Consider the following 18,370-nt stretch of genomic DNA (forward strand, 5'->3'; position numbering starts at 1 on the left):
AATGCGCTATCTGCGCGAGTCGGGACGTGAGTTCGCGCGCGCGCATCCGGACCGCGCACGCATGCTTAATCTCGATCGTGTCGGCGATCGCGATCCGTACGTCGAACGCCTGTACGAAGGCTTCGCGTTCCTGACCGGCCGTCTCCAGCAAAAGCTCGATGACGAGCTGCCGGAACTGACCGAAGGTCTCGTGAGCCTGTTATGGCCGCACTATCTGCGGATGATTCCGTCGCTTTCGGTGGTCGAGCTGATCCCGCTCGGAGAAAAGCACCAGCGCACCGAACACGTACCCGCGGGCGTCCCGGTGCGCTCGGCGCCAATCGGCGTGCCCAAAGAGGGCGAAACCGCGACGCACCGAACCGTCCAGTGCCTGTATCGCACGACGCAGCCGGTCGAGTTACACCCGCTGCGCCTGCTCCAGGCGGGCGCCACGGTACGTCACGACGGCCGCTCGGTGATCCGGCTGGCCTTCGAACTCGATCACTCCGCGAACCGCAAGGAAACGGATCTGTCGCGCCTGCGCTTGTATCTCAACGCGGACCTTCCGACGGCCTTCGCGATGCACCTCGCGCTCACCCGTCAGGTCCACGCGATCGAATGGCGCATCCCTGAAATTCGCGACGGCGAAGCGCTGCCACTGCAAGGCGTGACGATCGAGCCAGCCGGCTTCTCGCCTGAAGAGCGCCTCTGGCCCAAATCCGACGCGGCCTTCTCCGGCTATCAGTTGCTGCTCGAATACTTCACCTTCCGCGAGAAATTCCTGTTCGTCGATCTATGCGGACTCGATGTCGAAAAGCTCCCGGAGGACTCGACGCGCTTCGAACTGGAGGTCGTGCTCACACATCCGTATCCGTCCGATCAGCGCTTCAACAAGGACAACGTGCGCCTCTTCTGCACGCCCGTCATCAACCTGTTCGAACTCGATGCGGAGCCCATCGTCATCGATCATCACGAGACGGAGTATCGCGTGGTGCCCGCGGGCTATCAGGGCGAGCACGTCGAAACCTATTCCGTCGATGCGGTCGAAGCGTTCGATCACGTGACCTCCGAGCGCTACGAATACGTGCCGTTCGCGACCTTCCGGCATCGCGGCGGCATGATGCGCCATGAATCGCCCGAACGTTACTTTCATACGCGCGTGCGCCCCGGCATGGATGGACTGCATGAAACGTGGGTGATCTTCGGCGGCAATGCCTGGGAAACGATGCAGGATTTGCCTGAAGAAAGCGTGTCATTGCACGTCACTGGCACCAATGGCATGTTGCCGCGCAAGGGCTTGCGCGAGGCACGCATCGACGAGTTGGCGGCGAGCACGCCGAACGTCGCGGGCGTGCGCAATCTCATCGCGCCGACCTTGCCGCTCTATCCGCCGACTGGCGACCGTTTCCAGTGGCGCGTGCTCTCGCATCTCGCGCCGAACTTCTTGTCGATGATGAACGCGGAAGTGCTGCGCGGTGCGCTCGCGCTCTACGACTGGACCCACGATGAACTGAATCGCCGGCGGCTCGCGGGCATCCTGCACGTATCCGAAGCGTTGCTCGAAGAAGTCACGGGCGGCGCGGTGGAGCGCGGCGTGCTTATCGAAGTGACGCTCGATTCGCACGCGTTCTCGGGCGAGGGCGATGTGATGCTCTTCGGTGAACTGCTGCATCGCTTCTTCGAGTTGTACGCGGAGATCAATCTCTTTACAAAACTCGCTATCGTGAGCCTGCCCTCGCAGGCGCGCATCGAATGGCCGCGCAGCAAGACGTGGAGAGCGCCGCTATGAAACTCGAACCGCTGGTGGCGGCGCTGCTCGCACGCGCGCCGCAGATGAACTTCATGCAGCTATGCCGGCTGCTGGAAGCCCGTGCGCCCGATCAGCCGGGTTTCGCCCAGCGCGATACGCCCGAGCACGAGCCGGTACGCTTCCGTCCGCGTCCGCGCATGGGCTTTCCGGCGGGGGAGATCGCGAACGTCGAGTTCGACGACGGCGACGGAACGCCATTTCCACCATCGGTACGCACGACATTCCTCGGCCTGTACGGCGTCGATGCGGCGATGCCGACGCATTACCTCGACGACATCGTTCAGCGCGAAGAAGGCCACGAAGCGGTCGAAGCGTTTCTCGACCAGTTCAATCATCGCTTCGTGACGCTGCTGTATCGCGCGTGGAAGAAGTATCGCTATCCGGAGAGCTTTCGATACGGCGGTGCGGACGCGCATTCGAAAAGCCTGTTATGTCTCGCCGGTTTCGGGTGGGGCAACAAGCCTGCGCGCGCAGGCTTGCCGGATGCGCGCACGCTGGCCCTGCTCGGGCTGATGATTCAACGCACGCGCACGCCCGAGGGTCTGTCGGGCGTGATCGCGTTGGGCGCGCCCGGCGTCGATGTGCACGTCGACGAGTTCTTTGCGGTGGCCAGGCGCAATGACAAAAGCACGCCGCTGAGCACGAAGTGCAGCGATAGCGCGCGCGGCCTGGGCGGCGGCTATGTGCTGGGCAAGCGGCTGCGCTATCGCAGCCGCGCGGTACGTGTGACGCTCAAGCCACAAGACGCGCAACAGGCGCGCGATCTTCTGCCGGGCGGCTGGCTGCATCGCGATCTGATGGCCTTGGTGAGGCTCTACATCGGCGTGAAAGCCGATGTGCATCTGCGCATGCAGATGTCGTCGCGTTTTGCGCCCGAGCCTTCGGTAGGAAAGCAACAGGCGACGGTTTCGCCCCGGCTCGGATGGACGGTCGTGCTGCCGGCCCAGCAAGAGCGCGTCGTCACGGTCGAGTTGGGCGTGTGCGAAGCGTTTCCGATGCCGCAGCCGAATCCCTATTTGCAGTAACCATGTCGAATAGAAATATCGCAGTCAGCGTAGCGCTGACGCTCCTTCTCTCCGCATGCGGCGTCTGGCAAGCCGCATCCAATACCTCGGCGACCGCCTACGACACCGTGTTCCACAATCTCGGCAAAACGGTAGACGTCGATCTGACCGCCGACGCCAATGTGAATCCTGACAGCGCCGGTCATCCACGATCGGTCGCGGTGCGCGTATATCAGTTGAAGGATCGCAAACGCTTCGATGAAACGTCATATGCCGATCTCGTCAGCAACGACACGACGGCGCTAGGGAACGACCTACAGTCGAGCATGGCGGTGGTGGTGAACCCCGGCGGCGCCGCGAGCGTATCGCAACCGATGAAGAAAGACACAAAGTTCATCGCGATCGCCGCGATCTTCCAGACCGCCGATAAACCCGCGACGTGGAAGCAAGTCGTGCCCATCAAGAAACTGCCTGCCGACGCGCCACTGAAACTGACTCTAACGAACACGACACTCGACGTGGACCGCGATCTCGCGCCGCGCAGGCCCTGATCGACCGCCCCATCCCGGTGTATATTGATCCGATGCCCGCCCGGAATCGCTCCACAGCGGGACAGCCCGGCTCACGACCATGCCTCCGAGCGCAACAGAACGCCACGTGCTCGCCTTAATCGCCACCGACGCCGCCGCCCTGCACGTCGCGCCGCCGCGGGTGCGCTTCGTGGAATCCTGCGGCGGCCCGTGCTACGAAGCGCTTTTCAACCGCATCGAAATCGATCGCGAAACGCTGGCGCTGCCCGAACCGCTATTGCGCATCGTCGTGGCGCACGAAGTCGGTCACGCCACGCAACGGGCAACGATGTTGTTCGATTTCGCATGCACGCTCATGGCGACAACAGCGTTTCTGACGATACCGTGCATCGCGTTCGCAACCGCGGCGGACATCGATATTTGGCACGTCGGCGTGCCCGGCCTCGGGTTCATGGCCGCGTTCATCGCATGCTCGAAGATCTGGCGTGCGCATGGCGCCAAGCGCTCGGCGGCCCTCGAACTCGATGCCGATGCCAAAGCCGCGGCAATCTGCGGCGCCGCACCGGCATTGGCCGCGCTGGAAGCCATGGCGACACGCGCGCCCATCAGCGCGGCGCGGCTGCATGCCATGCGCGCCCGCGACGAGGCGCATCGACGCAACCCGGCGCCGCGCGTGTCAGGGCGCTAAAAAAGCACGCGCGTCCGGCCTGCGAATGAAGCCTGAATGAAGCCCGAATGAAGCCTTATTGCGGCTGCGACTGAGACTGCGAAGCCGGCGGGGGCGTCGTCGTCGACTTTTTGCTCTTGTGCTTATGTCCCTTCTTGTATGCGGGGCGCGCCTTGTTATCCGGATAATCCGCAGCCGCAAACGACAGCGTCGGCGCCGCGAATGCCGCCAGCACGAAAAGCACGAGGGTTTTCTTCAGGGACGTTTTCATCGGAGACTCGCTTGAAGGAGATGGCCTTACGGAAAACCGGCACGAGGGCGCCGACACGCCTCAAAGCCGGGCCGCCTGAGGCAACAGTATATTGCACAAAAAACGGCAATTCGTCAGTGGCGGTGCATAAGGCATTGAAGCAACGGGATTTTGTCGTTTCGCAGTGCTTCGATCGGCGCATCCGGCTTGCCGGCCGTCAGCGACAGATGTCACACACTGCGTCTACTATCTTGCCTGTCCAACGTCAGGAGCGATGCAGTGAAAGAAGACGACATCCGCCGGCATGCGTTCGCCATGCCCGTTCACAATCCCGCTTATCCGCGTCCGCCGTTCCGCTTCCTCAATCGCGAGTACTTCATCATCACCTATGAGACCGACCCCGACGCCCTGCGCGCCGTGGTGCCCGAGCCGCTCAAGGTCGATGGCAATCTCGTCCACTATGAATTCATTCGCATGCCCGATTCCTCCGGCTTCGGCGACTACACCGAAAGCGGCCAGGTTATTTCCGTGATCGATCCGGACGGCAACAAAGGCAGCTACACGCACGCGATGTATCTCGACGACGAAGGCCCGATCGCGGGCGGCCGCGAGATCTGGGGCTTTCCGAAGAAGCTCGCACGGCCGCATCTCGCCGTCGATGGCAAGGACACGCTGCTCGGCACGCTCGATTACGGCTCGCAGCGCATCGCCACAGGCACGATGGGCTACAAGTATCGTCCGCTCGATCTCGAAGCGGAGCGCAGAAAGCTCGCCGAAACGCCGAATTATCTGCTGAAGGTCCTGCCGCACGTCGATGGCACCGCGCGCGTGTGCGAACTCGTGCGCTTCTTCCTGCGCGACGTGACGGTGACCGGCGCGTGGGAAGGCCCGGCCGCGCTGGAACTGCACGCGCACGCGCTCGCGCCCGTCGCGGATCTGCCCGTGCGCAAGGTGATCGGCGCGCGGCACGTGGTTGCGAATCTCACGCTCGATATCGGCGAAGTCGCCTACGACTATCTCGCCTCCGGCGACGGGCTCAGGCTCGCCGTCAATCAATGACTTCAACAAGGGAAACACACATGGCATTGCAAGGAAAAGTCGCGCTCGTGACGGGCGCAGCAAGCGGCATCGGCGAACAGACGGCGCGCAAGCTCGCAGCCGATGGCGCGGCGGTCGTCATCGCCGATCTGAATATCGCGAATGCGCAGAAAGTGGCGGACAGCATCGTCGAAGCGGGCGGCAAGGCGATCGCCGTGGCGATGGACGTCACCAGCGAAGACGCGGTGAACGCCGGCATCGAAGACGCGGTCGCGAAGCTGGGCGGCATCGACGTGCTGGTATCGAACGCGGGCATTCAGATCGTCGCACCGATCGAAGAGTACGCGTACGCGGACTGGAAGAAGATGCTCGCGATCCATCTCGACGGCGCGTTCCTCACGACGAAAGCCGCGATCAAGCACATGTACGCATCGGGCAAGGGCGGCTCGATCATCTATATGGGATCGGTGCACTCGCATGAAGCCTCGAAGCTGAAGTCGGCGTACGTGACCGCGAAGCACGGCCTGCTCGGACTCGCGCGCGTGGTCGCGAAGGAAGGCGGCCCGCGCGGCGTGCGCGCCAACGTGGTGTGCCCCGGTTTCGTGCGCACGCCGCTCGTCGAGAAGCAGATTCCCGAACAGGCGCAGGCGCTCGGCATCTCCGAAGCCGACGTCGTGAAGAACGTGATGCTGAAGGAAACCGTGGACGGCGAATTCACGACCGTCGCCGATGTGGCGAACACGGTCGCGTTCCTCGCGGGCTTCGAATCGAATGCGCTGACCGGCCAGTCGATCGTCGTGAGCCACGGCTGGTTCATGCAATAAACGATAAGGAGAATCCATGCGCCGCAGTCGACGCAACACACTCACGCAGGCGAATCACGTCGCGCTCCCGGACTACGACGAGGTCTGCCTCGTGCTGCAAGGCGGCGGCGCGCTGGGTTCGTATCAGGCCGGCGTGTTCGAAGGGCTCGCCGAAAGCGGCGTCGAGCCCACCTGGACATCGGGGATTTCGATCGGCGCGCTGAATACCGCGATCATCGCGGGCAACGCGCCCGAAGACCGCGTGGCCGCGCTGCGCGGTTTCTGGAGCACGGTCTGCCAACCTGCTGATCTGATCGGCAACGTGGGCGCGTTCGTGCCCGCGGCCTTCGGCTTCGCGAATCTCGGCCGCAAGTTCTCGAGCATGTGGGCGGCGGCGCGCGCGCTGACCGAAGGGCAGAAGGGCTTCTACTCGCCGCGCGTGGAGCTGCCGAATTTCGGGGCGCGTCCGCACAGGAAGCGTCCGAACGAGGTGAGCTATTACGACACGTCCGCCTTGCGATCGACACTGCTGCAATACGCCGATTTCGACCGCATCAATCATGGCGACATGCGCGTGTCGGTGGGCGCGGTGAACGTGCGCAACGGCAATCTCGTCTACTTCGACAACCGGAACATGCGGCTCGCGCCCGAGCATTTCATGGCGTCGGGCGCGTTGCCGCCGGGCTTTCCGGCGGTCGAGATCGATGGCGAGTTCTACTGGGATGGCGGGCTCGTGTCGAACACGCCGCTGACGGAGATCGTCCGCGACTGTCAGCGCAAGGACACGCTCGTGTTTCAGGTGGATCTATGGAGCGCGCGCGGCACGCTGCCGGGCGATTTTCTGGACGTGAGCGAGCGCACGAAGGACATTCAATTTTCGAGCAGGACGCGCGCGATCACCGATTTCGTGTCGCATAACCGCAAGCATTCGCGGCTCATCAAGGAACTGCTCGAACACATTCCGGAGAAGGCGCGGCGCGCGCATCCGCTCTTGCGCGAAGCACAGAAAATCGCCGATGGCGGCGCGATGAACGTCGTGCATCTCATCTACAAGAACAAGTTCTTCGAAGGGCATTACAAGGACTACGAGTTCAGCATCGACACGATGGACGAGCACTGGGCGAGCGGGCTGGAAGATATCCGGCGGTCGTTCGCGCATCCGGAGTGGTTCGAGGTGCCGAGTCACGATCTCGGTTTCGTCACGCACGACGTGCATCGGTACGAACCCGCGCCGGAGCCCGCGCCCGAGATGCCGAAAGCGGCATCGAACACGCTCGACGATGAGAATGTCGTGGAAGGGGTTTGATGCTGTCGCGGCAATGATTTACGCTGGCTGATCCTGTTTCCACGATTCGGAGATGTCATGAGCGAATGGAAGCCCGCGAACTATCCCTCCGTCAGCCCTTATCTCGTCTGCGAAGACGCCGACGCGATCATCGCGTTTCTCGAACGCGTTTTCGATGCCGCTTTGGTGCGCCGCTTCGATCGTCCCGATGGCTCGCTGATGCATGCCGAAGTGCGCATCGACGACAGCATCGTGATGATCGGCGGCGGCGCGACTGATCATCGATCGTCGGGGCCGCATATCCACGTGTATGTGCGCGATGCGCAAGCCGTCTACGATCGCGCGCTCGCGAACGGCGCGCACAGCGTGCAGGCGCCCGCCCGCAAACGCGACGACGACGACTTCCGTGGTGGCTTTCGCGATGCCGCCGGCACGACGTGGTGGGTCGCCACGCAGTGACGCGCTAGCGTTGCTTCTTGCGGGCACGCGTGCCGGGCTTGCCGAGACTGTCGCGCAGCGCATTCGACAGCGATTTCAGGAACTGATCGACGGCGGGCGGCAGGCGGCGTTCGCGCATCACCGTGACCTGCAATAGACGCTCGTTGAGCAAAGGCTCGTCGATAGGCGTGGCGACGAGCGTCGGCGGGCCGGGATCGCCTTCGAGCGCGACGGCGCTGCCGAGCGTGATCGCGCCGGTGAGCGCCGCAAAGTGATGCATTGCGCTGGAGTTGTTGCTCGTCAGCACCGGCTCCAGATGCACGCCGCGCGCCGAACAGCACCAGTCGATGAGCTGACGCACCGTGGTGCCGCGATCGAGCACGGCGGTGGGGTACTGCAAAATGTCGTCGAGCGTGAGGCTCGCCTTGCCCGCGAGCGGATGCGTCGGCGGCAGCAGCGCGCAGACCGGCGCTTTCACGCTGTATTCGACGCTCAATGCCGTCGAAGTCGACGTCGAGAACGCGAGGCCCACATCGACTTCGCCGCTCGCCACCCAATGCTCGACCTGTCCCGGCGTACCGGAACGCATCACGAAGCGCGTGCGCGGATACGCGCGGTAATGCGCCGCCATCACGCTTGGCAGAAAGCAGCGCGTGAAACCCTCCGTGCAGCCAATGCGCACGATGCCGCGCCCGAGCGCGTGCATCTCCGAGATTTCATCGAGCACGGCGTCGCCGTCCATCAATGCGCGGCGCGCGTGCTGCACGAGCAGTTGGCCCGCTTCGGTCAGGATCATGCCGCGCGGCATGCGCTCGAAAAGCGGCGTGCCCGCCTGTTCCTCCAGCTTCGCGATCTGCCGGCTGATGGCCGACACCGCGACGTGCAGGTGTTCCGACGCCGCCGCGAGCGAGCCCGAGCGCGCAACCTCCACGAAGTATTTGAGTGCGATGCCGTGCAACACGATGCCTTTCCGAGCGTTGCCTTTTTGGCAATGCTATCCGCAAAATTTGAAATTGTCGCGAATTTTTGATGTTTCTAGACTGGCCGGAATCGTCAAGACAAACCAGCCGGAGACGTCGTGAAAGAACCCCAGAACACTCGCGAAACCGCCATCGCCATTGCGTGCAAGGCCTTCGATTCGGGCGCGTTTTACGCGGATTTGCAGCGCCGCGTCGCGTTTCGCACGGAAAGCCAGAACGGCGCGAATCCCGCGTTGCACGCGTATCTGACCGATGAAGTCAGCGACACGCTCGCGCGACTCGGCTTTACCGCGCGCATCGTGGAGAACCCGGTCGCGGGCGGGCCGCCGTTTCTGATCGCCGCGCGTCACGAGTCCGATGACGTGCCGACCGTGCTCACCTATGGTCACGGCGATGTCGTGCGCGGCTACGACGAGCAATGGCGCGCGGGCCTGAAGCCGTGGGACATCGTCGTCGATGAAGACCGCTGGTACGGACGCGGCACCGCCGACAACAAGGGGCAGCATTCGGTCAACTTCGCCGCGCTCGCGGCGGCGCTGGAGGCGCGCCAGGGGCGGCTCGGCTACAACGTGAAGGTGATCTTCGAGACCGGCGAGGAAATCGGCTCGCCGGGGCTGGACGAGGTGTGCGCCGCGCACAAGGACGCACTCGCGGCGGACGTATTCATCGCCTCCGACGGACCGCGCGTCTCCGCCGAGCGCCCGACGCTCTTTCTCGGCTCGCGCGGCGGCGTGCCGTTCGAACTGACCGTGAACCTGCGCGAAGGCGGGCATCACTCGGGCAACTGGGGCGGCGTGCTGCGCAATCCGGCAGTCGTGCTGTCGCATGCGCTCGCGAGTCTCGTCGACCGGAACGGACGCATCGCGGTGGAAGGATTGCGCCCGCCGCCGATTTCGCAGGCCGTGCGCGACGCACTCGCCGATATCGAACTCGGCCGCGACGACAGCTCGCCCGAAATCGATCCGTCATGGGGCGAGCCGGGTCTCACGCCGACCGAACGCGTGATCGGATGGAACGCGCTCGAAGTGCTCGCGATGAAATCCGGCAACGCCGATGCGCCCGTCAACGCCATTCCGCCTTTCGCGAAAGCGGTGTGCCAGTTGCGCTTCGTGGTCGGCACGGACTGGGAGAACCTGCAGACGCATCTGGAACGTCACTTCGCCGAACATGGCTTCGCTGAAGTGAAGGTCGAGGCGACGCGCGGCACGCCCGCGACGCGTCTCGATCTCGACGATCCGTGGGTGCGCTGGGCGCTCGACTCGATGCGCGCGACGACCGGCAAGAAGCCCGCGCTGCTGCCGAATCTGGGCGGCACGGTGCCCAACGATGTCTTCGCGAAAACGCTCGGCCTGCCGACGCTTTGGCTGCCGCATTCGTATCCCGCGTGCAATCAGCACGCGCCGAACGAACACGTGCTGGGTTCCGTGATGCGCGAATCCCTCGGCGTGATGGCGGGCCTCTGGTGGGATCTCGGCGAAACGGGCGCCGCGATTGCCGCCGCGCGCAACGCGTATTGATCAACCGTCACTCATGACACGCTGACATCATGAACAAAAAGCCTCTGAGCCTGACGCAAATCGTGCTCGCGACTTCGGTCGGCAACGCGCTCGAATGGTTCGATATCGCGATTTATGCGTTTTTCGCGGTGTATATCGCGAAGAACTTCTTTCCGGCCGCGAACGAGACGGCCTCGATGCTGCTCACGTTCGGCTCGTTCGGCGCGTCCTATCTCGTGCGCCCGATCGGCGGGATGGTGCTCGGCGCGTATGCCGACAAGCGCGGGCGCAAGGCGGCGCTGATGATGTCGGTGGGGCTGATGATGATCGGCACGGCGATCATCGCGGTGATTCCGCCTTATGCGTCGATCGGGCTGCTCGCGCCGGCGGGCGTGTTCATCGCGCGCCTGATCCAGGGCTTCTCCGCGGGCGGCGAATTCGGCCCTTCGACGGCGATGCTGATCGAGCACGCACCCGAGCGCCGCGGCTTGCTCGCGAGCTGGCAGTTCGCCACGCAAGGGCTTGCGACCTTGCTCGCGTCGCTCTTCGGCTTCGCCCTCGCCAAGCTGATGCCCGCCGCGGAGCTTGCCGCATGGGGCTGGCGCATTCCGTTCTGCTTCGGCTTGCTGATCGGGCCGGCGGGTTTGTTCCTGCGCCGCTATCTCGAAGACGCGGCCGATTACACCGAAGCCGAGCACACGGACACGCCGGTGCGCGACGTCTTCGCGCGGCAAAAGACCTTGCTGCTGATTTCAATCGGCGCGCTGACGGTCTCGACGGCGGTGAACTATCTGCTGCAGTACGTGCCGACGTTCGCGATCCGCGAGTTGCATCTCGATGCGTCGACCGGGTTCGCGGCGAGCACCGTCGCCGGGATCATGCTGACCTTCGTCACGCCGTTCGCGGGCCATCTCTCCGACAAGATCGGCCGCGTGAAACAGATGTCGACGGCGGCGCTGCTGCTGTTCGTGACGGGCTATCCGGCGTTCTCGTATGTCGTGTCGCATGTGTCGGTGGCGGCGCTGTTCGCGCTCGTCGCGTGGCTCGCGCTGTTGAAGGCGATCTACTTCGGCGCGCTGCCGGCGCTGATGTCGGAGATCTTTCCGGTATCGACACGCGCGACGGGCATGTCGATTGGCTACAACATCGGCGTGACGGTGTTCGGCGGCTTCACGCCCGCGATCATCATCTGGCTCCTGAGCGCGACCGGCAGCAAGGCGGCGCCGAGCTTCTACATGATGTTCACCGCGGTGATCAGCCTCGCGGCGCTCGCGGCCGTGAGCCGGGGGAAGACGGCCGGGCGGGTTGTGCAGGTGGCGGCGTGATGCGTTGCTGAAGAAAATCTCGAACACGCGCCCGATCTCGGGCGCGCCTGCCATTCTCGGCCGCGAACCGCTCTCCATCCACAGCGCCATGTGAGATTTTGGCGAAGAAATACCCCTCTCTGCACCAGCTATCGGTGATTTTATCGCCTCACCCTGTGAGAAAAAATCGACCGATTTCCACGTTTCCCCCTATGTCTTGCCTCCGTCGCGCGATGGTCTACTCATCCCACAAGTTGACCACACCCGTGCGCACCGTCTGGAGGAGACATGAACGTTGCAGATACGCAGTCCGTCGAGCGATCGGCGATCAGGAAGGTGTCGTGGCGGCTCGTGCCGTTCGTCGCGCTGATGTTCTTCATCAACTTTCTCGACCGGACCGCGATCTCCTTCGCCGGGCCGAACGGGATGACCAAGGATCTCGGTCTTACCGCCGCGCAGTTCGGCCTCGCGGCGGGCGTGTTCTTCATCGGCTATATCGTGCTGGAGATTCCCAGCAATCTCGCGCTGCACAAGTTCGGCGCGCGCCGCTGGCTCGCGCGCATCATGGTGACGTGGGGCGTCGTCGCGCTGCTCTTCACGTGGGTCAGCAGCATCGGCGGGCTCTATACCCTGCGCTTTCTGCTCGGCGTCGCTGAAGCGGGCTTCTTTCCCGGCGCGATTCTCTTTCTCAGCATGTGGGTGCCGGCGAAGCATCGCAGCCATATCCTCGCGCTGTTCTATCTCGCGCAGCCGCTCACCATCGTCATCGGTGCGCCGCTCGCTGCGCTTCTCATCGAAGCGCACGGCCTCTTCGGTCTCGCCGGCTGGCGCATCATGTTCTTCGGCGTCGCGATTCCGGCGATTCTGGTCGGCGTGATCGCGTGGTTCTATCTGACCGACAAACCCGCCGACGCCAAATGGCTCACGCCCGCCGAACGCGACTGGCTGACCACGCGCCTCGAAGAAGAGGACCGCGCGAAGGGCGCATCGGGCGCACGCGGCCACGGCAATCCAATGGCCGCGCTGATGAGCGGCCGCGTCTGGCTCTTCGCGCTGATGTACTTCGGCCTGATCTACGGCCTCTATGCGCTCGCGTTCTTCCTGCCGACGATCATCGGCGGCTTCGAGACGCGCTTCGGCACGCACTTCAACGTGTTCCAGAAGGGCTTGATCACCGCGGTTCCGTATCTGCCCGCCGCCTTCGCGCTGTTCCTCTGGAGCCGCGGTGCGACCAAGCGCGGCGTGCGCTCGTGGCATATCGCAGTGCCCGCGCTCGTCGGCGCGGTGAGCGTGCCGCTCGCGCTGCAGATGGGCTCGCCCGCCGCGACCATCGCGGTGATCACGGTGACGGCCTGCGCGATCTTCTCCGCGCTGCCGAATTTCTGGGCGCTGCCGGCGCGTTTCCTGTCGGGCGCGGCGGCCGCCGCGGGCATCGCGCTCATCAACACGGTCGGCAATCTCGCGGGTTTCGTCGCGCCGTATATCACCGGCATGGCGAAGGACATGACCGGCTCGTATCAACTGCCGATGCTGATCGTCGGCGCCATGATGCTGATGTCGGCCGCGCTCGCCTTCGCGATCGGACGCACGAGCCAGGAACGCGCGCCCGACGCCGTCGCGGCGAACGCACATTGAACGTCAACCTCACACCGGAGTCATCGACATGAAGGAAAAGATCGCGTTGTTCGGCGCAGGCGGCAAGATGGGCGTGCGCCTGTCGAGCAATCTGCTGAAATCGGATTATCGCGTCGGGCACGTGGAGCCGGGCGCGGCCGGGCAGAAGCGCCTGAAGGACGAACTCGGCATCGATGTCGTATCCGCCGATGCCGCCATCGACGGCGCCGACGTCGTCATTCTCGCCGTGCCCGATACGCTCATCGGCAAGCTTTCGCACGAGATCGCGCCGAAGCTCAGGCCCGGCACGATGGTCATGACGCTCGACGCCGCCGCGCCGTTCGCGGGCCATCTTCCGGACCGCAAGGATCTGACCTACTTCGTCGCGCATCCGTGCCATCCGGTCATCTTCAACTACGACCTCGACGAAAAATCGCTGCACGATCACTTCGGCGGCGCGCATGCGAAGCAGTCGATCGTCAGCGCGTTGATGCAAGGCCCGGAGGACGCGTTCGATCTCGGCGAGGCCGTCGCGAAAGTGATCTACGCGCCGATTCTGCGTTCGTATCGGCTGACGGTCGATCAGATGGCGATTCTGGAGCCGGGCCTCTCGGAGACGATCTGCGCCACGCTGCTCTACGTGATGCGCGAAGCGATGGACGAGACCATCAAGCGCGGCGTGCCCGAACAGGCCGCGCGCGACTTCCTGCTCGGTCACATGAACATTCTCGGCGCGGTGATTTTCAACGAGATTCCCGGCGCGTTCTCCGATGCCTGCAACAAGGCGATCGAGTTCGGCAAGCCGCGTCTCATGCGCGACGACTGGAAGAACGTGTTCGACCGCGAAGAGATCGCGGAAAGCATTCGCCGGATCACGTGAGCGCCAACCGATTTTGAGGACATGACCGTGACAGAACGCATCCACGCCACTTACTGGCTCGAAACCGGCGTCGACCCGCGCACTGCCGCCGAGACGATCGCGGGCGAGCAGTCGAGCGGCACCTTTATCGCGCTGCCCAACGAAACGCCCGAACTCAAGGCGCGCTCGGGCGCGCGCGTCGAGCGGCTCGACGTGCTGGACCATAGCGAAACGCCGAGTCTCGCGGGCGGCGCCGAGTCGAAGTGCTATACGCAATGCACGCTCGAACTGTCGTGGCCGATCGAAAATTTCGGGCCGTCGCTGCCGAATCTCATGTCGACGATCGCGGGCAATCTGTTCGAGTTGCGCCAGGTCTCGGGCCTGCGGCTCACGGGTCTGCGCCTGCCCGATTCGTTCGCGAAGGCGTATCCGGGCCCCGCGTTCGGCATCGAAGGCACGCGCAAGCTCTCGGGCGTGACGCACGGGCCGCTCATCGGCACGATCATCAAGCCGAGCGTCGGTTTGTCGCCGCAGGAGACCGCCGAGCAGGTGAAGGCGCTGGTCGCGGGCGGCATCGATTTCATCAAGGACGACGAATTGCAGGCCGACGGCTCGCATTGCCCGTTCGACGAACGCGTGCGCGCGGTGATGCGCGTCGTCAACGATCACGCCGAGCGCACCGGCAAGAAGGTGATGGTCGCGTTCAACGTGACGGGCGATCTCGATCAGATGAAGCGCCGCCACGATCTCGTGCTCGAACAGGGCGGCGCCTGCGTGATGGCGGTGCTTAATTCGATCGGGCTCGTCGGCATGCACGAATTGCGCAAGCATAGCCAGATGCCGATTCACGCGCATCGCGCGGGCTGGGGTTATCTGACGCGCAGCGAAGCGCTCGGCTGGGACTACGCGCCGTGGCAGATGCTGTGGCGTCTCGCGGGCGCGGATCATCTGCATGTGAACGGCCTGCGCAACAAGTTCAGCGAATCGGATGAAAGCGTGATTGCGGCGGCGCGCGCCGTGCTTTCGCCGGTGATGGACGCCGCGCCGCTCACCGCCATGCCCGTCTTCAGCTCCGGCCAGACCGGCTTGCAGGCGGCGGACACGTATGCGGCGATCGGCTGCGCGGACTTGATCCATACGGCGGGCGGCGGCATCTTCGGGCATCCGGGCGGCGTCGCGGCGGGCGTCGAGGCGCTGCGCGAGGCCTGGGTCGCGGCCATGGAAGGCGTGCCGCTCGCGCGTCATGCCGAGCGCAATCCCGCGCTCAAGGCCGCGCTGGAGTTCTGGAAATGACCGACGACGGTTTGCTGCTCGCATACTACGGCGACGATTTCACCGGCTCCACCGACGCGATGGAAGCGATGACCGCCGCCGGCGTGCCGACGCTGCTGTGCCTGCAAACGCCCACGCCCGAACTGCTCGCGCGCTTTCCCGGCGTGCGCTGCGTGGGCCTCGCGGGATCGTCGCGCGGGCGCAGTCCGCAATGGATGGACGACGAATTGCCGCGCGCCTTCGCGAGCCTTGCCGCGCTGGGCGCGCCGATTCTGCAATACAAGGTCTGCTCGACCTTCGATTCATCGCCGCAGACCGGATCGATCGGGCGCGCGATCGATATCGGTGTCACACACATGCGCGGCGCGTGGTCGCCGATGATCGTCGGCGCGCCGCGTCTGAAGCGTTATCAGGCGTTCGGCAATCTGTTCGCGGCGGTCGATGGCGCGGGCTATCGGCTGGACCGTCATCCGACCATGTCGCGCCATCCCGTCACGCCGATGCACGAAGCGGATCTGCGCGTGCATCTGGGCCGGCAGACGCAGCGGCGCATCGGCCTGATCGATTTCGTGCAGTCGCGTTCGGGCGATGTGCGCGAACGCCTTGATTCGCTCTTGAACGACGACACCCCCGTCGTCCTGATCGACGTGCTCGACGACGAAACGCTCGCCGCCGCCGGCAAGCTGGTGTGGGAAGCGCGCGGCGAGGGCGTGTTCACGGCGTCGTCGTCGGGATTGCAATATGCGCTCGCGGCGCACTGGCGCGCGTGCGGTCTCGTGCCGCCGACGCCGGGCCTCGCCGCGGCGCGCGCCGTCGATGTGATCGCGGCCGTCAGCGGAAGCTGTTCGCCGGTGACGGCGCAGCAGATTCGCTGGGCGCGCGAGAACGGCTTTTGCGTCGAGCGCCTCGACTTGCGCCGCGCGCTCGATGCGCAGTCGCGCGAAGAAGAGATCGAGCGCGTCGCCGGCATCGCGGCAGAGGCCGTGCGCGCGGGCCGAAGCCCGCTGATCTTCAGCGCGGAAGGCCCCGACGATCCCGATGTGCTCGCCTTCGACGACATCGCCGCCAACGCACAGCTCTCGCGTGCCGAAGCCGCGCGCCGCGTCGGCGAAACGCTTGCGGACGTCATGCGCCGGCTGCTCGATCGCACGCCTGTGCGGCGCGTGGTCGTCGCGGGCGGCGACAGTTCGGGCGAAGTCGCGAGCAGGCTCGGCATCGCGGCGCTGAGCGTCGCGGCGGGCATGGCGCCGGGCGCGCCGCTGTGCCGAGCATGGTCGGACGATCCCGCGCGCGACGGGCTCGAAATCGTGCTCAAAGGCGGGCAGATCGGCGGCGTGTCGTTCTTCGGAACGGTGCGCGACGGCGCTCCGTGATTCTGCTCACGCGTTCAGAAACGCCGTCATCTCTTGCAGGCTTTCGCTCATCTGTTCGATGAGCCAGCGTTCGAGTTGCGCGACATCGGCATGCGCGCGCAGATGCGGCGCGACCCACAGCACGAGCTCGCGCGGCCCCGGCGCGAAACCGAACGGCGCGACGAGCTTGCCGGACACGAGATCGTTCATGACGAGCATTTGCGGCACGAGCGCGACGCCCAGCCCGCACACCGCCGCCTGGATCAGCAGATAAAAGTGGTCGTAGACATCCGCGCTCGCGCCCGCGACGGGCTCGAGGTTCGTCGCGCGATACCAGTCGTCCCACGCTTCGGGACGCGTGCGCGTGGACAGCAGCTTCGCGCGCGCGAGATCGGCAGGCGCGGCGAGCCGGATGGACTGCGCATATTCCGGCGAGCAGACCGGCCCGATCCATTCGTCGATGAGCTTGCGCGTGATCGCGCCCTTCGGCGGCTCGATCGTGCTCGCGCGAATCGCGACGCTGATCTTGTCGCGCACGAAATCGATCTGGTCGTAGTTCATGTTGAACTTCAGCTCGGTCTGCGGATGACGCCGATGAAACCCCGCGATGCGCGGGATGAGCCAGTTCATCATGATGGTCGCGGAGCACGACAGCGTGAGCGGCTCGGGTTTGAGTTGCTCGATGCTCGCATCGATGAGATTGAACGCGGTCGTGAGGCCTTCGGCGAGGCGCTTGCCTTCGGGCGTCGGGTCGGACGACTGCGCCGAGCGCACCAGCAGCGTGAGGCCGAGCGTGTCTTCCAGCGCCTTCACCTGACGGCTGATCGCGCCGTGCGTGACGCAGAGTTCCTGCGCGGCGAGCGTCATGCTGTGCAGGCGCGCCACGGCTTCGAACGCGCGCAGGGCGTTCAGCGAGGGGCGCGGGGTCTGCATGGATCTTCTCCCTTGTTTGTTTCGCCGCGCGATACGGCCCCGGCGATTGTAGACCGCGCGCGGCGGGGCGGGCGGGCTTTGTATCGCACTGTATCGGCGTTATGTGCCGACACACGCCGATTCATAACCGAAATAAGCCAGATACGTCCCGTGGTTCTAATACCTCCAGGCCCGAACGATTACACGCGGGTTTCCATCACACACTCTGGAGGTCAATCATGAAAGTCATCCAATCGCTGATCGTCGCCGCCGCTGTCGCGCTTCCGGCTTTCTCGTTCGCGCAGTCGAACCAGCCGATCACCCGCGCGGACGTGCGTGCGCAACTCGTCGAACTGGAAAAGGCGGGCTACAACCCCGCGAGCGACCAGACGCAGTATCCGCAAAACATCCAGGCCGCGCAGGCGCGCGTGGACGCCGCGAAGGGCCTGACGGCCTACGGCGCGTCCGTCGACGGCGCTTCGGCCTCGGGCGCGCGTTCGGCAGAGACGGCCGTCATCGGCCTCGGCCCGATCTACGCGAAGCCGTAAGCGCCCGGTTCGGCGCGTTTTCGAGCCCGGACGGTTGTTCCGTCCGGGCTCGTTGCGTTGTTCCGAAGCCTCGGATCATGGCGATGCGCGCGACGCGCTTTCCGCTGCGAACGGCCCCATTTTGGCGGCATATCGTCTGACACCCGGCATGGAAGCGGGGAAAATCGGTATCATTCCTTTCCGCCCCGCGCGGTTCCGCCGAATGTAACAACGTATCGCAGTTCTATTG

Annotated in this window: 18 protein-coding genes; 15 read left to right on the forward strand and 3 right to left on the reverse strand. The window is 64.7% G+C overall.

Annotated elements, in window-relative coordinates:
* Position 1 precedes the first annotated feature (1 nt).
* From tssF to AWB70_RS07200, 4 genes are all read left to right on the forward strand, one after another.
* Positions 2 to 1,768 (forward strand): type VI secretion system baseplate subunit TssF, encoded by a 1,767-nt coding sequence (gene tssF / locus AWB70_RS07185; protein WP_053571183.1) that lies wholly within the window; start codon positions 2 to 4, stop codon positions 1,766 to 1,768.
* On the forward strand, positions 1,732 to 2,814 hold the full coding sequence (gene tssG, locus AWB70_RS07190) for a type VI secretion system baseplate subunit TssG (protein WP_053571184.1): 1,083 nt from the start codon (positions 1,732 to 1,734) through the stop codon (positions 2,812 to 2,814). Before tssF ends, tssG begins: the two co-directional genes overlap by 37 nt.
* Before the next feature lie 2 nt (positions 2,815 to 2,816).
* Complete coding sequence (tssJ, locus tag AWB70_RS07195; protein ID WP_053571185.1) at positions 2,817 to 3,344, forward strand: type VI secretion system lipoprotein TssJ; 528 nt, start codon at positions 2,817 to 2,819, stop codon at positions 3,342 to 3,344.
* Between the two features lie 106 nt (positions 3,345 to 3,450).
* Positions 3,451 to 4,011 carry a hypothetical protein gene (locus tag AWB70_RS07200; RefSeq protein ID WP_082378189.1) on the forward strand — a complete coding sequence of 187 codons (561 nt, stop codon included), beginning with the start codon at positions 3,451 to 3,453 and terminating at the stop codon, positions 4,009 to 4,011.
* Between the two features lie 55 nt (positions 4,012 to 4,066).
* On the opposite strand, the gene AWB70_RS07205 is transcribed toward AWB70_RS07200, so the two are convergent.
* Positions 4,067 to 4,261 carry a hypothetical protein gene (locus AWB70_RS07205; protein WP_041733317.1) on the reverse strand — a complete coding sequence of 65 codons (195 nt, stop codon included), beginning with the start codon at positions 4,259 to 4,261 and terminating at the stop codon, positions 4,067 to 4,069.
* A gap of 258 nt (positions 4,262 to 4,519) precedes the next feature.
* On the opposite strand from AWB70_RS07205, the gene AWB70_RS07210 reads away from it, so the two are divergent.
* Genes AWB70_RS07210 through AWB70_RS07225 form a run of 4 tightly spaced genes read left to right on the forward strand, consistent with a single transcriptional unit; the run spans position 4,520 to position 7,825 of the window.
* Positions 4,520 to 5,299 carry an acetoacetate decarboxylase gene (locus AWB70_RS07210; protein ID WP_075644305.1) on the forward strand — a complete coding sequence of 260 codons (780 nt, stop codon included), beginning with the start codon at positions 4,520 to 4,522 and terminating at the stop codon, positions 5,297 to 5,299.
* A 20-nt stretch (positions 5,300 to 5,319) separates the two neighbouring features.
* On the forward strand, positions 5,320 to 6,102 hold the full coding sequence (locus AWB70_RS07215; protein WP_045460220.1) for a 3-hydroxybutyrate dehydrogenase: 783 nt from the start codon (positions 5,320 to 5,322) through the stop codon (positions 6,100 to 6,102).
* A gap of 16 nt (positions 6,103 to 6,118) precedes the next feature.
* Positions 6,119 to 7,387, forward strand: coding sequence for a DUF3734 domain-containing protein (locus tag AWB70_RS07220; RefSeq protein ID WP_053571187.1), 1,269 nt, complete (start codon positions 6,119 to 6,121; stop codon positions 7,385 to 7,387).
* 57 nt (positions 7,388 to 7,444) lie between these two features.
* Positions 7,445 to 7,825, forward strand: a complete 381-nt coding sequence (locus AWB70_RS07225) for a VOC family protein (protein ID WP_053571188.1) — start codon at positions 7,445 to 7,447, stop codon at positions 7,823 to 7,825.
* 4 nt (positions 7,826 to 7,829) lie between these two features.
* On the opposite strand, the gene AWB70_RS07230 is transcribed toward AWB70_RS07225, so the two are convergent.
* The gene (locus AWB70_RS07230; protein ID WP_041733320.1) at positions 7,830 to 8,765 is read right to left on the reverse strand and encodes a LysR family transcriptional regulator; all 936 of its coding nucleotides are present in this window, start codon (positions 8,763 to 8,765) and stop codon (positions 7,830 to 7,832) included.
* Between the two features lie 117 nt (positions 8,766 to 8,882).
* Here AWB70_RS07230 and AWB70_RS07235 point away from each other — a divergent pair, with 117 nt between their 5' ends.
* The 6 genes from AWB70_RS07235 to oiaK all read left to right on the forward strand — a co-directional run bounded on the left by AWB70_RS07235 (position 8,883) and on the right by oiaK (position 16,702).
* Positions 8,883 to 10,301 carry a M20 family metallopeptidase gene (locus AWB70_RS07235; protein WP_053571189.1) on the forward strand — a complete coding sequence of 473 codons (1,419 nt, stop codon included), beginning with the start codon at positions 8,883 to 8,885 and terminating at the stop codon, positions 10,299 to 10,301.
* 26 nt (positions 10,302 to 10,327) lie between these two features.
* Positions 10,328 to 11,605, forward strand: coding sequence for an MFS transporter (locus AWB70_RS07240; RefSeq protein ID WP_053571190.1), 1,278 nt, complete (start codon positions 10,328 to 10,330; stop codon positions 11,603 to 11,605).
* 267 nt (positions 11,606 to 11,872) lie between these two features.
* On the forward strand, positions 11,873 to 13,219 hold the full coding sequence (locus tag AWB70_RS07245) for an MFS transporter (protein WP_053571191.1): 1,347 nt from the start codon (positions 11,873 to 11,875) through the stop codon (positions 13,217 to 13,219).
* A 28-nt stretch (positions 13,220 to 13,247) separates the two neighbouring features.
* On the forward strand, positions 13,248 to 14,078 hold the full coding sequence (locus tag AWB70_RS07250) for a phosphogluconate dehydrogenase C-terminal domain-containing protein (RefSeq protein WP_053571192.1): 831 nt from the start codon (positions 13,248 to 13,250) through the stop codon (positions 14,076 to 14,078).
* 21 nt (positions 14,079 to 14,099) lie between these two features.
* Positions 14,100 to 15,350 (forward strand): ribulose-bisphosphate carboxylase large subunit family protein, encoded by a 1,251-nt coding sequence (locus AWB70_RS07255; protein ID WP_200826400.1) that lies wholly within the window; start codon positions 14,100 to 14,102, stop codon positions 15,348 to 15,350.
* Positions 15,347 to 16,702, forward strand: a complete 1,356-nt coding sequence (gene oiaK, locus AWB70_RS07260) for a 3-oxo-isoapionate kinase OiaK (protein ID WP_053571193.1) — start codon at positions 15,347 to 15,349, stop codon at positions 16,700 to 16,702. The genes AWB70_RS07255 and oiaK overlap by 4 nt, the downstream gene beginning before the upstream one ends.
* 6 nt (positions 16,703 to 16,708) lie before the next feature.
* On the opposite strand, the gene AWB70_RS07265 is transcribed toward oiaK, so the two are convergent.
* The gene (locus tag AWB70_RS07265; protein WP_053571194.1) at positions 16,709 to 17,614 is read right to left on the reverse strand and encodes a LysR substrate-binding domain-containing protein; all 906 of its coding nucleotides are present in this window, start codon (positions 17,612 to 17,614) and stop codon (positions 16,709 to 16,711) included.
* Between the two features lie 218 nt (positions 17,615 to 17,832).
* Between AWB70_RS07265 and AWB70_RS07270 the strand changes: the two genes are divergently transcribed.
* Positions 17,833 to 18,141: a DUF4148 domain-containing protein gene (locus tag AWB70_RS07270; protein WP_053571195.1), complete on the forward strand. Its 309-nt coding sequence runs from the start codon at positions 17,833 to 17,835 to the stop codon at positions 18,139 to 18,141.
* Positions 18,142 to 18,370: the final 229 nt, after the last annotated feature.

The sequence above is a fragment of the Caballeronia cordobensis genome, from assembly GCF_001544575.2.
Lineage (GTDB): Bacteria > Pseudomonadota > Gammaproteobacteria > Burkholderiales > Burkholderiaceae > Caballeronia > Caballeronia cordobensis.